Annotated in this window: 17 protein-coding genes; 14 read left to right on the top strand and 3 right to left on the bottom strand. The window is 57.4% G+C overall.

All coding sequences use genetic code 11. The features are described 5' to 3' along the window. From VEZ38_RS07640 to VEZ38_RS07600, 9 genes are all read left to right on the top strand, one after another. On the top strand, window positions 1-438 hold a 438-nt coding region (locus VEZ38_RS07640), incomplete at its 5' end, for an SGNH/GDSL hydrolase family protein (RefSeq protein WP_324892755.1). A 97-nt stretch (window positions 439-535) separates the two neighbouring features. After that, window positions 536-733 carry a hypothetical protein gene (locus VEZ38_RS07635; RefSeq protein WP_324892754.1) on the top strand — a complete coding sequence of 66 codons (198 nt, stop codon included), beginning with the start codon at window positions 536-538 and terminating at the stop codon, window positions 731-733. 2 nt (window positions 734-735) lie between these two features. Further along, complete coding sequence (gene ytxJ, locus VEZ38_RS07630; RefSeq protein WP_324892753.1) at window positions 736-1,077, top strand: bacillithiol system redox-active protein YtxJ; 342 nt, start codon at window positions 736-738, stop codon at window positions 1,075-1,077. A 14-nt stretch (window positions 1,078-1,091) separates the two neighbouring features. Then, window positions 1,092-1,595, top strand: coding sequence for a metallophosphoesterase (locus tag VEZ38_RS07625; RefSeq protein ID WP_324892757.1), 504 nt, complete (start codon window positions 1,092-1,094; stop codon window positions 1,593-1,595). A gap of 1,178 nt (window positions 1,596-2,773) precedes the next feature. Next, window positions 2,774-3,301, top strand: a complete 528-nt coding sequence (locus VEZ38_RS07620) for an accessory gene regulator ArgB-like protein (protein WP_324892752.1) — start codon at window positions 2,774-2,776, stop codon at window positions 3,299-3,301. Then, entirely contained in the window at window positions 3,298-3,420 is a 123-nt protein-coding gene (locus VEZ38_RS07615) for a cyclic lactone autoinducer peptide (protein ID WP_324892751.1), read from the top strand. Before VEZ38_RS07620 ends, VEZ38_RS07615 begins: the two co-directional genes overlap by 4 nt. 64 nt (window positions 3,421-3,484) lie before the next feature. Next, a complete protein-coding gene (locus tag VEZ38_RS07610; protein ID WP_324892750.1) occupies window positions 3,485-3,838 on the top strand; it encodes a LytTR family DNA-binding domain-containing protein in 354 nt (117 codons plus the stop codon). 86 nt (window positions 3,839-3,924) lie between these two features. Beyond that, window positions 3,925-4,887: a thymidylate synthase gene (locus VEZ38_RS07605; protein ID WP_324892749.1), complete on the top strand. Its 963-nt coding sequence runs from the start codon at window positions 3,925-3,927 to the stop codon at window positions 4,885-4,887. A gap of 12 nt (window positions 4,888-4,899) precedes the next feature. Beyond that, entirely contained in the window at window positions 4,900-5,391 is a 492-nt protein-coding gene (locus VEZ38_RS07600; RefSeq protein WP_324892748.1) for a dihydrofolate reductase, read from the top strand. A gap of 76 nt (window positions 5,392-5,467) precedes the next feature. Here the strand turns inward: VEZ38_RS07600 and VEZ38_RS07595 are convergent, their stop codons facing one another. Further along, on the bottom strand, window positions 5,468-5,818 hold the full coding sequence (locus VEZ38_RS07595; protein WP_324892747.1) for a hypothetical protein: 351 nt from the start codon (window positions 5,816-5,818) through the stop codon (window positions 5,468-5,470). Window positions 5,819-5,978: 160 nt separating this feature from the next. Here VEZ38_RS07595 and VEZ38_RS07590 point away from each other — a divergent pair, with 160 nt between their 5' ends. From VEZ38_RS07590 to VEZ38_RS07580, 3 genes are all read left to right on the top strand, one after another. Beyond that, the gene (locus VEZ38_RS07590) at window positions 5,979-6,878 is read left to right on the top strand and encodes a glucose 1-dehydrogenase (RefSeq protein WP_324892746.1); all 900 of its coding nucleotides are present in this window, start codon (window positions 5,979-5,981) and stop codon (window positions 6,876-6,878) included. A gap of 560 nt (window positions 6,879-7,438) precedes the next feature. Next, on the top strand, window positions 7,439-7,576 hold the full coding sequence (locus VEZ38_RS07585) for a hypothetical protein (protein ID WP_324892745.1): 138 nt from the start codon (window positions 7,439-7,441) through the stop codon (window positions 7,574-7,576). Window positions 7,577-7,586: 10 nt separating this feature from the next. Further along, window positions 7,587-8,111: a DUF2179 domain-containing protein gene (locus VEZ38_RS07580; protein WP_324892744.1), complete on the top strand. Its 525-nt coding sequence runs from the start codon at window positions 7,587-7,589 to the stop codon at window positions 8,109-8,111. Here the strand turns inward: VEZ38_RS07580 and VEZ38_RS07575 are convergent, their stop codons facing one another. After that, window positions 8,112-8,636: a MogA/MoaB family molybdenum cofactor biosynthesis protein gene (locus tag VEZ38_RS07575; protein ID WP_324892743.1), complete on the bottom strand. Its 525-nt coding sequence runs from the start codon at window positions 8,634-8,636 to the stop codon at window positions 8,112-8,114. Window positions 8,637-8,821: 185 nt separating this feature from the next. On the opposite strand from VEZ38_RS07575, the gene VEZ38_RS07570 reads away from it, so the two are divergent. Both VEZ38_RS07570 and VEZ38_RS07565 read left to right on the top strand, forming a co-directional pair. Then, window positions 8,822-10,411 carry an alkaline phosphatase D family protein gene (locus VEZ38_RS07570; protein WP_324892742.1) on the top strand — a complete coding sequence of 530 codons (1,590 nt, stop codon included), beginning with the start codon at window positions 8,822-8,824 and terminating at the stop codon, window positions 10,409-10,411. 268 nt (window positions 10,412-10,679) lie between these two features. Beyond that, the gene (locus VEZ38_RS07565) at window positions 10,680-11,852 is read left to right on the top strand and encodes a glycosyltransferase family 2 protein (protein WP_324892741.1); all 1,173 of its coding nucleotides are present in this window, start codon (window positions 10,680-10,682) and stop codon (window positions 11,850-11,852) included. 71 nt (window positions 11,853-11,923) lie between these two features. On the opposite strand, the gene VEZ38_RS07560 is transcribed toward VEZ38_RS07565, so the two are convergent. After that, entirely contained in the window at window positions 11,924-13,786 is a 1,863-nt protein-coding gene (locus VEZ38_RS07560) for an LTA synthase family protein (protein WP_324892740.1), read from the bottom strand. Window positions 13,787-13,933 lie beyond the last annotated feature (147 nt).

The raw sequence follows: 13,933 nt of genomic DNA, 5'->3' as shown, positions 1-13,933 counted from the left end.
GCGGCCGACGTCGTGACGCTGACGGCCGGGGGGAACGACCTGATCCGCGCGGCGATGCGCATGTATATTCAAGGCGAGACGCGCTCGATGAAGCCCCCGATGCGCGCGTTCGCGCTCGCGTACAAAGAGTTGCTCGCCGAGCTCGTCGCCGTGCAGCGCACGCTCGAGAGAGAGGACGCGTACATCGTCGTCGCGGATTGCTACAACCCGTTCCCGCAGGTGCGGGACGCGGTACTGTGGATCAGCTTCGTCAATCGCTGCATCCACCGCTGCGCGGCCGCCTATGGCGGGAAGGTGCTCGTGGCGCGCGCGTACGACGCGTTCTTCGGCCGGGAGGCGTATTTGTTCGCGGACGACGGCGTCCACCCGAACGAGGAAGGGCACGCGACGCTGGCCGGCTGCGTTGCGGAGGCGAAGGCGCCAGTTAAGGGCGGCTGACGTTGCGCGTTCCGTTGAAAATCGCCGTCGGATTGCCTACAATAGGGAAAGCAATAACGATCCGGCGGCGTCAGTCCGCTCGAAGGGGGAGTGCGCGATGGTTCAGGAGCGAGCGGTCGAGCCGCGCAACGCGGACGTCGTTCCGCCGTGTCCCGTCTGCGGTTTCTCGATGAAGTGGTGGATGGCGAAGTGGAAGTGCTTCAACTGCGGCCAATGGAGCGGCTGCTGCGGGGACGAGACGAGCGATCCAGGCGGATTATGGTGCGAAGCCCCGATCAGACGAAAGGACGGATGAACATGACGACATATCGAGAAATTACGACGGAAGCCGAATGGGAGCAGGCGCTGGAAGCTTCGGCGGACAAGCCGGTGCTCGTGCTCAAGCATAGCACACGCTGCCCCGTGAGCACCGCGGCGCTGGAGGAATACGAAGAATATTTAAAGGACAAACCCGCAGAGGGCGTCGAGTATGTGCTGGTGAAAGTGATCGAGGCGCGCCCGGTGTCGAACAGGATCGCGGAGGATCTCGGCGTGAAGCATGAGTCGCCGCAGATGATTCTAGTGAAAGATAAAGCGAAATATTGGACGACGTCCCATTGGTCGGTCACGAAGAAGCACATGCAGGCGGTGCTCGACTAATGGGGAGCGCGCCGCTGCGCATCGGGGTCGTCTCCGACACCCATATGTTCTCCCGCGGCGCGAAGCTGCCCGACGCGGTAACGGCGGGACTCCGCGGGGTGGACCTGATTCTGCACGCGGGCGACTTCACCGATCCGGCGGTCGTGCCGCTGCTCGAATCGATCGCGCCGCTCGAGGCGGTAGCCGGCAATAACGACGGGCTCGAGATCGTGCGGCGGTACGGCTACCGGCGGGTCGTCGTCGCGGGCGGCCGACGCATCGGCCTCGTGCACGGCCACGAAGGGCCCGGGCGGTCGACCGAGTCGAAGGCGCTGCTCGCCTTCCGGGACGAGAAGGTCGACATCGTCGTCTACGGCCATTCGCATATTCCTTATTACGAGACGACGCCGGACGGCGTGCTGCTCTTTAATCCGGGATCGCCGACGGATAAGCGATGGCAGCCGCGGTATTCCTACGGCATCATCGAGCTGGGGGAACGGATCGTGGCGGCGCATCGATATTACGACGACAAGGCCTAAGAAGACGGAAGAAGCCTCCGCGACGCGGAGGCTTTTTCGTATTTCGCGAAGGACGATGGACGTGCGGATGCGGCGGCGCGAAGTTACCGCTTTGCGCCAGGGCCGCCCTGCGCAGGGAAGGGTTTCTCTTCGTAATGGAGGCATGGCTGGCCAGAGGAGGACAGCACCGTGGCGCTCGGCATGTACTTCGTTTTAAAGCCGTACGCCTTGCATCCCCTCGGGTGGTGGGGGTCCCAGGTGACAAAATAATATTTGCATTTCGCGCAATTTATACGTTTCGACTCGTGCATGCTCGCAAGGCTCCTACTATGGAAGATCAAGTTTCCTATGGTTCCTATCGTATTTTAAGAGAACTTCCCTCTACTGTCTATATGTGAAACGCAGGGGAACATCGGCAGCTAAATATATTGACGAAAATTTTACAAAAATGTCTAGGAAACGCTTACTAAGATGAGAAATTTGAGGTATAATGTCGGTAAGGCTTATTTTTCCAGTTATGCACGGGAAGAGATAGAAAACCGGGAGCGTACAAATGAATATATTCCTCTATTTATTTTTCTCGAGCATCGAATGGTTGGCACTGATCTTGCTCATGTTTGCAATGTTCAAGTTTCGGCTTCAAGGGTATTGGGGGCAGGTCATTCTGACATCAGCGATTATGTCGCTGTTGTCGCACTTTGTGTTTCAGGTAATTGAAATAAGGTTCCTTGCCACCACGTTGCAACCACCCGTCATTTTCCTTTTCTTATGGCAGATGTTTCGGATTCAAATTTTTTATTCGGGCGTCATGACGATCTATGGATACATGGCTTACATGGCTTTGCAAACTGCCGTCATGCTTGTAGCAACGAATTTCGGAATCAGTTACGAAAGTATCGTGCCGAATTCTTTGTCCCTTTACGTGATTCAAACCTTTACGATTCTTACAACGGTTATTGTGTTATGGCTGTTGCATCGATTCCGAATAGGATACTCTTTCGTTCCCGATTATGAATACTCCCCTGTTATATTAAAGGGAATTAATTTTAGATTGCTCTTATTGACTCTAGTGGGTTACGGCTGGATATCCGTTTCGTATTACATCACGTTTTCACCTATCACTCCGACTCTATTAAAGTTGCTCGTTTTTATAATCCTAGGTGTTTTACTTTATTATGCACAAAAGAAGGAGAATGCGAATGATTGAAACATGGGCGGAAAGATTGGCGATTACGATCAAAAATGCGAATGAGAAAGAAACCGTGAGCGTGCAAGTTTTAAAATACGCTCTTACCATTGTATTTAATTTTTTGATCCCCTATTCGCTGGCATTACTGATCGGTTGGCTAACAGGGATGTTTTTCGAGACCTTGCTCGCTGCATTTTCCCTAATTGCTGTACGTGCAAGCTCCGGAGGATATCATTTTAGATCTACCATCGCATGCACGATCGTCACCACAATCGTTTCCGTTCTTCCGCCGCATATCCAAATGTCAAGCGATTGGACAACTTACCTGACAGCGATTGGTTTCGTCCTCTTTGCTCTCTATGCTCCAGCAAACATTCAAGGCTATGCTAGGATGCCGGAAAAGTATTTCCCCGTCATGAAATGGATTTCTGTCATCATCGCAGGGAGCAATTTTTTTATCGAATCTCCGATCATTGCTCTTATATTATTACTCCAAGGTGTGTCTCTCTTAATTCCGAATAAGGAGGTGAAATCATGAAACAATTGATGGCTAAGCATGTATCTGCTGTTTTAAATCGCATCGCCGCTTATTTCGCAGCTACCGCATCCCCGTTTGCCGGACACCGTCCGGAGTTGCCGGAAGAACTGAAGAAGTAAAGAAAAGGAAGGCTGCCGGCTCGATGGCTGGCAGCCTATTCCGACTTTCGGAGTGAAACCTACTATGATCTTATACGTTACCCGAGATCCGAAAAATATGGGTGAGCTCATAACCATTAACATACATGACGTCATTTACATCGAAACCTATGAGCGCGCGGTCGTGTTTCATACGCTGGACGGGGAGTATTACCCACTGCTCCCGACTTTGTCGACTTACGAACACCATTTAAAGCGGCTCTGCTTCCAGCGGCTCGATCGTACCAATTTAGTCAATTTACAAAAAGTGAAATCATTCGACGAGGGACGAGCGCTCGTTTTTTTTGATGATAAAGATACAAAAAACGGTAAATATGGCACGGTTTCTATCAGTGCGAAGGGGTTGGTCAAGAAATGGCTAGAGCGTTTCAAGGAATGAACAGGATTCATTCTTTATTCGGGACAACCTGATCGGTAACCTGATATAATGGGGGGAATCATTGACGTATAGCAGGGGATGAGAAAATGAGCAAGAGCGAAACGACGTATTTGGATTTGTTGCGGCACCTGCTCGCCCATGGGGAACGGAAAGCCGATCGGACGGGGACGGGCACGATCTCTGCCTTCGGGTATCAAATGCGCTTCGACCTGAACGAAGGTTTTCCGTTGATAACGACGAAGCGCGTCTCGTTCCGATTGATCGCGAGCGAACTGCTTTGGTTTATGAAGGGCGATACGAACATTCGTTATTTGCTCCAGCATAAGAATACCATTTGGAATGAATGGGCGTTCAAGCGTTGGGTGGAGAGCGAGGAGTACCGGGGGCCGGATATGACCGATTTCGGCTTGCGGGCGCCGAAGGACGAGGCGTTCCGGTCGCTGTACGAGGCGGAGATGAAGGCGTTCGAGCGACGCGTGCTCGAGGACGATGCGTTCGCGGCGAAATACGGCGATCTGGGAAACGTATACGGCAAGCAATGGAGACGGTGGGAGACGTCGCGCGGCGAGACGATCGATCAATTGAAGAACGTAATCGAGGAGATCAAGCGCAATCCGGATTCGCGCCGCTTGATCGTCTCCAGCTGGTCGCCGGAGGACGTAACGCCGGCGCGGGCCGCCCTGCCGCCTTGCCACACGTTGTTCCAATTCTACGTCTCCGGCGGCAAGCTGAGCTGCCAGTTGTATCAACGAAGCGGCGATACGTTCCTCGGCATCCCGTTTAACATCGCGAGCTATGCGTTGCTAACGCATCTGATCGCGCGCGAATGCGGCCTCGGCGTCGGGGAGTTCGTACATACGCTGGGAGACGCGCATATTTATGTAAACCACCTAGACCAGATCGCCGAGCAGCTGGAACGTACGCCTCGCCCGTTGCCGACGCTGCGACTGAATGCCGATGTCCGCTCCGTGTTCGATGTCGAGCTGAGCGATCTCGAGCTTGTGGGCTACGATCCGCACCCGGCGATCCGGGCGCCCGTAGCCGTATAGGAGGCGGCGGATATGGCCGTAGAAATCGCGCTGGTCGCAGCGATGGACGAACGCAGGACGATCGGGCGGGACAATAAGCTGCTCTGGCGGCTGCCCGAGGATATGAAGTTTTTCCGCTCCGTTACGAAGGGGAATCCGATCGTGATGGGACGAAAGACGTTCGAATCGATCGGGAAACCGTTGCCGGGCCGGCGAAACATCGTCTTAACCCGCGACGCGGGATTCGCCGCGGAAGGCGTCGAGAGAGCCGGCTCCGTCGAGGAAGCGCTGGCGATGACATTGGATGCCGACAGGCTGTGCGTTATCGGAGGCGGCATCGTCTACGAGGAATTCCTTCCGCACGCGAATGCCATGTATTTAACGCGCATTGACCATACTTGGGACGGAGACGTCTCGTTCCCGGACTGGAACGCGAGCGAATGGCGTCTGGTATGGGAAGCGGCGGGACCGATGAATACGGCGAATCCGTATGTATACCGTTTCGAAGAATATCGTCGTCAATAAAACGGAACGCCGCAAGCAGGCGCGTATCGGAGGCGGAACGCCTCGGTCGATACGCGCCATTTTTGTTTTCAGGATGCTAATACCGCCAGCGGCTTGCCCGTTCGATCGCGGCGCGATGCGCGAAATATTCCGGGATGGCGATTAGTCCGCCGGCAAGCAACGCCGCGACGACGCTGACGTAGGCGCCTTGGAAGACGAATTGAGCGACATACAGGCCCGCGGCGGACAAAGCCCAATCGGCGACGGTCGTCAGCCAGAGCGTGCCCCGGCGCAGCATCGCCGACTCGACCAGCAAGCCGACGGCGGCGAGCGCGAGCCCGACGATGATCATCGACCAAACCGAAGGAAAAAACAAATCCGCCAGCATCACGTCCGCGAGTCCGACCAACGCGGGAACGAGCAGAAATTTCAAGAGCAACGAGAACATGAAGTACCCTCCTCGGCGATCATAGTTGTTTCCTTATGCTGTATTGCCGGAACGACGCGGCTTTATGCAAGGCGATGACGGGGCACCATCGGCTTAAAGGCGAATATACTGGGGTAAACGCCTACGCCTATCCGCATAGGCACCCGTTCAGGAGGAAGCCATGTATCCGGTTTATACGTATATTGGGAAGGAAACGATTTGCGAAGAGCGGCCGATCGCGTTCCCGCCGCAGCATCAGCCTCGCCAGCCCGGGTTCGAAGCGCCGATGGCGCCGCGTCCGATTTCGGAAAATCCTTACTATACTCCATCCGGCAAGCTCAAGGGGAAGAGCGCGATCATCACCGGGGGCGATTCCGGGATCGGCCGCGCGGTCGCGTACGCGTTCGCGAAGGAAGGCGCGAACGTGACGTTCGTTTATCTCGACGAGCGGGAGGACGCGGAGGAGACGCGCAGACGCGTGGCGGAAATCGGAGCAGGCTGCCTCGCGATCGAGGGCGACGTGCGCCGCTCCGCGCTCGCGAACGAAGTCGTGCAGCGTACGCTGCAGACGTTCGGCAGCGTCGATATCTTGGTCAATAACGCGGCGTTCCAGCCGTACCAGCCCTCCATTCTTACGTTGTCCGACGAACAGCTCGAGACGACGTTCCGTACGAATATGTTCGCATACGTGTATTTCTCGAGAGCGGCGGTACCGTATATGAGGCGAGGCAGCGCGATCGTGAACACGGCGTCGGTGGTCGCTTACAACGGAAATAAGGATTTGCTCGATTACTCCGCGACGAAGGGGGCGAACGTGTCGTTCACCCGTTCTTTGGCGCTTCAGCTGGCGGAGTACGGGATCCGCGTCAACGCCGTCGCGCCGGGGCCGGTGTGGACGCCGCTCACCGCGGCGACGTTCCCGGCGGAGCGGATGAAGCAATTCGGCGTGGATACCCCGATGCGGCGGGCCGCGCAGCCTTACGAGCTTGCGCCGGCCTATGTCTTCCTGGCGTCCGACGACGCGAGCTATGTGACGGGGCAGACGATCCACGTGAACGGCGGACTTATGACCGGATCATAATTATTTTTAACGTCGGGGCACCCGTAAGGGGGCCTCGTTTTTTGTTGTTATAGCGGGAAAATTGGGAACAGGAGAGTTCGGTCGGACGGGAGATGGAATGAGAAGGCAGGAATCGGGAGTATTCATCACGTAATTTCCCGAAATCCGGAATCAGGGAGTCTCAGGCGAAGATACGGGACCATACGGCGGGTGAGCATCTGCTGGAAGTATGTTACCATTTGGAATGTTCATAAGCACCCGCTGCTTACATAGAACCGCTGAGCAGGCGGCAAGATAAAATTTGGTAAAGGGAACGAAGCGACATGCCAGCGAAGGCGTTGGCTGATTATCCGAAGCCGGTCGGGGCCGCGATGCAAATTCTCGTCAGAGACGTGTGCGTGCATCAGTCGCGCATCAACTTTCATTCCGGGCTCGCACAAGCGCTATGTGGCGTGCGTCGGCGAGACGCCGGACAACAACTACGAAAGCTCGCTGCGCCGCGTTCGGCGTACCGCACGAGGCGCGCCTGACGCGTCTCGTCCGGCAAAGCCGGCTCGGTCGTCTTTTTCGACTGCAACATCATGCACGGCTCGAACAGCAACATTACGCCGCATCCTCGGAGTAACGCGTTTTACGTGTTTAACAGCGTGGAAAATAAGCTCGGAGCGCCGTTCGCTTCGAATCGGCCGAGGCCGGACTACATCGCGACAAGGGACTGAGGCATACATCATGTGGTGGCCGTTTACGTTTATTTTGCTTATTGTCGGCATTAACGTCGTGTACGTATCGTTGTTCACCTTGCGGATGATTTTGACGATCAAAGGACAGAAGGCTTTGGCCTCTGTCCTTTCCGTCGTCGAGGTGTTCATCTACTTAATGGGGCTGACGATCGTGCTGGACAGTTTGAACAATCCGTGGAACGTGGCGGCGTATTGCCTCGGGTACGGCATCGGCGTATATTTGGGCGGACGCATCGAGGAGCGGCTCGCGCTCGGCTATTCGCAGGTGCAGGTGATCGTCGACTCGTTCGAGAACGAGCTGCCGATCCAGCTCCGGGCGCTCGGGTACGGCGTCACGTCTTGGGCGGCCGACGGCAAAGACGGCAAACGGCTCATGATGCAGGTGCTCGTGAAACGCAGCAACGAGAAGCTGCTCATGACGCAGCTTAACGATTTGTCGCCGAAGGCGTTCATCGTCTCGTATGAACCTAAGTTTTTTAAAGGCGGATTCTGGACTCGCCGAATCCAAAGATAATTATGCCTTATAAATTTCGCGCATGACGTGACGCAGTTCCGGCACGATGATACGGGTCATGGCCAGTTTCACGGCGCCGGTCGAGCCCGGGGTCGAGAAGACGGCGGTTCTTCCGACGACGCCGGCGACGGCGCGGCTTAGGATCGCGGCCGGTCCGATATCCTCGGCGAAGCTAAGATATCGAAAGATTTCCCCGAAGCCGGGCATCTCCTTGTCCAGCGAATCCCTGACGGCTTCGTACGTCGTATCCCGCGGCGCGATGCCCGTTCCCCCGTTAAATAAAATCGCCTCGATGCGCGGATCGTCCGCAGCCTCCCGAATCATGGCGCGGATAAGATCGTATTCGTCCTTCACGATTTCGTACCGCGCGACCTCGTACCCGTGTTCCGCCAGCAAAGCCATCATGGCCGCCCCGCTCTTGTCGGTTTCGGGCGTACGGGTGTCGGAGACGGTAACCACCATGCAGCGGACGGTGGACGGCGCCTCGCTTCGGTGCTGCTCGACGGACGGCATTTCGGATGACATGGACATGGCCGCTCTCCTCTCAATTCCTCTATGTATTCCTCGATCGATAGCCTAACTATACCAAATGCCGCGGCACGAAGGAATGCCGCATCGCATTGCCAATAATCCTCTCTCTCGATGGAACGCTTGCCTTCCGATAAAGATCACATAAGGATGATTCGAATATCCGTTCGGAGGGCAGCGCTATGGGGGAGAACGACAAGAAACTTTCGAGACGGCAATTTCTCATAGAGGCTGGCCGTTGGATGGCGGCCGCGGCGGGGCTCGGATTGGCCGGGGTCGCCTTCACGGCGGGGGTGGCATCGGATTCGCCCGCGTTCGTCGGGTATCCGTTCTCGCTCGGCGTCGCTTCCGGGGACCCGTTGCCCGACGGCGTCGTCCTATGGACCAGGCTCGCGCCCGACCCGCTGCACAGGGGAGGGATGCCTAACGAGACGGTACCCGTGCAGTGGGAGCTCGCCGCGGACGATCGGTTTGCGGAGCCGGTGCAGCGCGGGGTCGCATACGCGAGGCCGGAGCTCGGACATTCGGTGCATGTGGAAACGAGCGGATTAGCTGCGAATCAGGTGTATTACTATCGGTTTCGCTACGGCGACGAGATCAGTCCGACCGGAAGGACGAAGACGCTGCCGCCGTCGGATGCGCTCGCGACGAGATGCGCCTTCGCCTTCGCTTCCTGCCAAAATTACGAGGACGGGTATTTTACGGCGTATCGTCATATGAGCCATGAGGATTTGGATTTCGTGCTTCACCTTGGCGATTACATTTACGAAGGAGGCGCGAAGTTTTCCGGCGTCCGGCGGCACGAGGGAGGCGAGACGGTTACGCTCGCGGACTATCGGAACCGGTACGCGCTGTATCGAAGCGATCCCGATCTCCAAGCCGCTCATGCGGCGTTCCCATGGATCGCGGTCTTAGACGACCATGAGGTGGACAACAATTGGGCGGGCGCCGGCTCGCCGGAGAGCGGACCGATCGATCGATTCGTGCGGCGGCGCGCGGCGGCTTTCCAGGCTTATTACGAGCACATGCCGCTGCGGATGTCTTCGATGCCGAACGGGGGGTCCATGCGGCTGTATCGGCGTTTTCAATATGGAACGCTAGCGACCTTCCACGTGTTGGACACGAGGCAGTACCGGGACGCGCAGGCCGACCGCCGGAACTGGGGACCGCCGAACGAAAGGATGAGGCGGGAAGCGCGCACGCTGCTCGGCGAAGAACAGGAGGCGTGGCTGCTGGACGGGCTGACGGAATCGGGCGCAGTGTGGAACGTGGCGGCGCAGCAGGTGTTCTTCGCCCGGCGCGACGGCGACCTTACGGACGGCGTCTCGGTCAGCAAGGACGCGTGGGACGGCTACCCTGCCGCCAGGGAGAGGATTCTGCGCTGCGTGCGCGAACGGCGGGTGCGGAATTTCATGGTGCTGACCGGCGATGTGCATGCGAATTGGGCGAACGAAATATTGTCCGATTTCGACCGTCCGACCTCGAAGCCGATCGGCGTCGAGTGGGTCGGCACCTCGATCAGCTCGGCCGGGGACGGATCGGACCGAACGAGCCGGACGGATGCGGAGCTGGCCCACAACCCGCATCTGAAATTTTTTAACGGGAACCGGGGTTATGTCGTATGCCGCGTCAATGCGGACGAGTGGCGAACGGATTACCGAATCGTGCCGTATGTAACGCGGCGCGGAGCGCCGGTGTTGACGAGGGCGACGTTCGTCGTCGCCAGCGGGAATCTTCGGCTTCGCCAGACCTACGGGAGCGAGCGCGGCTGACGAATTATTTGCCGATCCGCCCTTGCTCGGTTCCCGCCCCGGTGAAGGTATGCTTCATGGCGTGGACGACTTCGTCGAGTCTCTCGTTCGAGGCTTGGCGTTGTTCCGGTTTGTCGTTTCGAGCGCGACGCTTCCTCCTCATTGGCAAACACCTCTTTCTCGCGTTCGTCTTGCCTGTTACGCTTCCCCGAACGCCGTCCTTCCATTCGCGGGTTTGTGCGCGGCGGCGCGGTGCCTTTATAATGATTTGGAAAAGGAGGCGAGGCGATTGGCGGCAACGATCGCGGCATTGGCATTATGCATCGTCTGGGGATTCGTCTTCGTGCGCACCTATCTCGGCATGCCCTCCGTCCGTGGCGTGCCTTCCGGGCTGCCGCTTCCGGACAAGCCCCCGCTCGTGAGCGTCGTCGTCGCGGCGAAGGAGGAGCAGGACAACATCCAGGCTACGATCAAGCATCTCATGCGGCAGACGTATCCGCGCCTCGAAATTATCGCCGTGAACGATCGCTCAAGCGACGCGACGGGCACGAGGTTAGAGGCGTTGAAGGCGTGGTCGGACGGCCGTCCGGAGCGGGGGCCGTCGCTGCGGATCATCCATGTCACGCACTTGCCCGGCGGTTGGCTGGGGAAAAACCATGCGTTATATCAAGGGTATCAGCAGGCGCGAGGCTCTTATCTACTGTTTACCGATGCGGACGTTCGCTTCGAGCCGGATGCGATCCGGGATACCGTGGCGTATGCGATCCGCCAGGGAGCGGATCACGTCACCTTGCTGCCGAAGCTCGTAGCCAGGACGTTTTGGCTGCGGGCGTTCGTGCATTATTTTTTATTTAGCATTTGCCTTCTCGTTCCGCCGTGGGTGGGCAATCGGGACGATCAGCGTCGATACGGCGTCGGCGTCGGCGCTTTCAATCTCATTCGAAGGGAAGCGTACGAGGGCATCGGCACGCACCGCGCGTTCGCGATGCGGCCGGACGACGATCTGCGGCTCGGCATGCTCGTTAAGCAGCGAGGCTATCGGCAGCGCGTGGCGGCCGGCGCGAAGCGGATCGCGGTGGAGTGGTACCCGACGCTCCGCGACGCCGTGCGCGGGCTGGAAAAAAACTTATACTCGGGCTTCCGTTATCGCCCCGCGCTAGCGCTCGCAGGCGTGTTTGGTCAATTGGCTTTGATGGCGCTGCCGTTGACGGCTCCGTTGTGGAGCCGCGGTCCTTCGCTCGGTTTGTTTTTGGTTGCGGATGCGTTGCTGGTATTGGTTTATCTACAGCATGTACGAAAATTGGCGGACGAGCGGGGAGGGGAAGCGGCGGCGTTGCCCGCCGTCGTCTTTCTGCTCGTCTGGGTGCTTGCGCGGTCGGTGTGGCTGGCGCATGCGCGCAAAGGGGTATATTGGCGGGGCACGTTCTATTCGCTCGAGGAGCTGCGCCGTCGGTATCGGTAGAAAGCCGCCCAGAACGCTAAAGGAGCCGCCCTCCGCCGAGAAGTGCGCGGTGTAAGGCGGCTCCTTTACAATTAATAACGTTCCGGCAATGCTTCGAGATATGCGTCGTTCATTTGCAGCAGCCGCATGATCCGAACGAAATCGTCCTTGTACAGCATGGGGTCGGCCTCGAGTGCGGGATCGTCCACCGATAGCGGAATGACCGTGCCCTCTCCGAACGTCTCCCCGGAAATGTACATAATTTCATCGTTATAAAACGACCCCGTCGGCAAGTAGAAACGGCTTCCCAGAATGTTGTCGTGCGAGTTCAGCAAATCCTGCCCGAACTGGACATGGCCGGACAAGGAGATGCCAAGAAGGTTCGCGACGGTCGCCATAATATCGATTTGTCCGCCGAGGCGTTCGATCCGCGCGCCTTCGTCGGTCTTGCCCGGAATCGTTACAAGCAAGGGGACGTTGTGTACGACGCGGGGGTCGTACGGTTGCCCGATGGCCGACTCCAGCAGCCCCCGATCGTCTTCGGCCAGCGAGTGGGCGGACACGCCGAAATGATCGCCGTACACGACCAGCATCGTGTCGTCCCATAGGCCTTCCGCCTTCAGTCGATCGATAAATTGGCCGAGCGCTCGGTCTGCGTAATTCGCCATCTTGAGGTAATTGCCGATATCGGTACCTTCCCATGCTTCCGGGAGCGCGATCATGTCCTTCGATTCCGGCGGGGTGAACGGATGATGCGAGCTCTGCGCGATGACGTGCGCGTAAAACTTCTTGCCTTCCGCATGATGCGCCTGCAGCAGCGGGATCGTCTTGTCGTACAATACCTCGTCCGAAGGGCCGAAGGCGATAATATCGTCTTTGCCGAAGTACTCCGTGTCGTAATAACGTCCGAAGCCGAGCGCCGGGTACATCTGCACCCGGTTCCAAAACCTCACTTCGTTCGTGTGCAGGGTGAACGTCTCGTAGCCTTGGGCTTCGAGCAGGCGCGGCAGGCTGGGGATTCGCTTGCTTCCGTACGCTTGCGACGCGGCTTGCTGGGCGGGCGGATAGAAGCCCGTATTTACGATAAACTCGGCATCGGACGTATTGCCTTGACCGATGGACTGATAGACGTTGGAGAAGTAGTAACTCCGCTTCGCGAGCTCGTTCAACACAGGCGTAATTTCTATGCCCTCGATTTCAAGCCCGACAAGGAAATTTTGGATCGACTCCAGCTGTACGACGATCAAATGGCGATCCTTCGCATCCCCATAGCCGAACGGCGCCGGCGGAAGATCGACGTTCTTGACGGAACGTACGGCGTCCGGCGTAATCGGTTCCGCTCCGGACGCCGCGTTGGCGTTCGCGACGCCGGTAACGATCGTATGGAGCTCGTAACTGACAAGCCCCATCCGCTCCGCTTGCTTTAACTCGTTAAGCAGAGAACCGTACATCAAGCCGAATCCGGCCAAGACGACGACGCAAGCGGTCCATACGGCTCCCAGCGTCCTGCCGCGGAACGGCCGCAGCGAGGAGAAGGGGGGGGCGATCCGGAAGAGCCGGAGAACCAAATACAGGAATACATCCGCGAAATATAACAGATATAAAGGTTGAAGCAAATCCATGATGCTGTCGCTCACGTCGAGCACCTGATGCGCCTGCATGAACGCGTGGTAGGTCACGACGATGCCGAACTGACGGAAATACACGATGACGGAAACCATCATGGCGGACAATGCCGCGTTCAACGCGAAGTACGCCAGCAGCTTCTTTCGCTCGTTCCGAAACAACAGTTCGACGGGGATCGTAAACAGCAGCAGCGAAGGCAAGGCCACCTTCAAGCAATCGATCGGGTTCCAGTTGTCGAATATAAAGTATTGGAGGCCGTAATATTTCAAAATCAGCACGACCGTACATGCGACGAACGGCGTCGAAGCATACGGAAACAAGCGTTTCATCGCGAAGATCACCCCGTATCCTTTTCTCTCTCTTTGTATAGACGCACGATGAACGAACAATGTTACCATTATATCGGACTGCGTCGGATTTGCAACGGACGCAAGAAGGGGATTTTGCCGAATCATCGGCAAAATCCCCTTACGATT

Origin of the sequence: Paenibacillus sp. (genome assembly GCF_035645235.1) — a bacterium.
In the GTDB taxonomy this organism is placed as follows: domain Bacteria; phylum Bacillota; class Bacilli; order Paenibacillales; family YIM-B00363; genus Paenibacillus_AE.
This window is presented reverse-complemented; position numbering and strand designations above follow the sequence as displayed.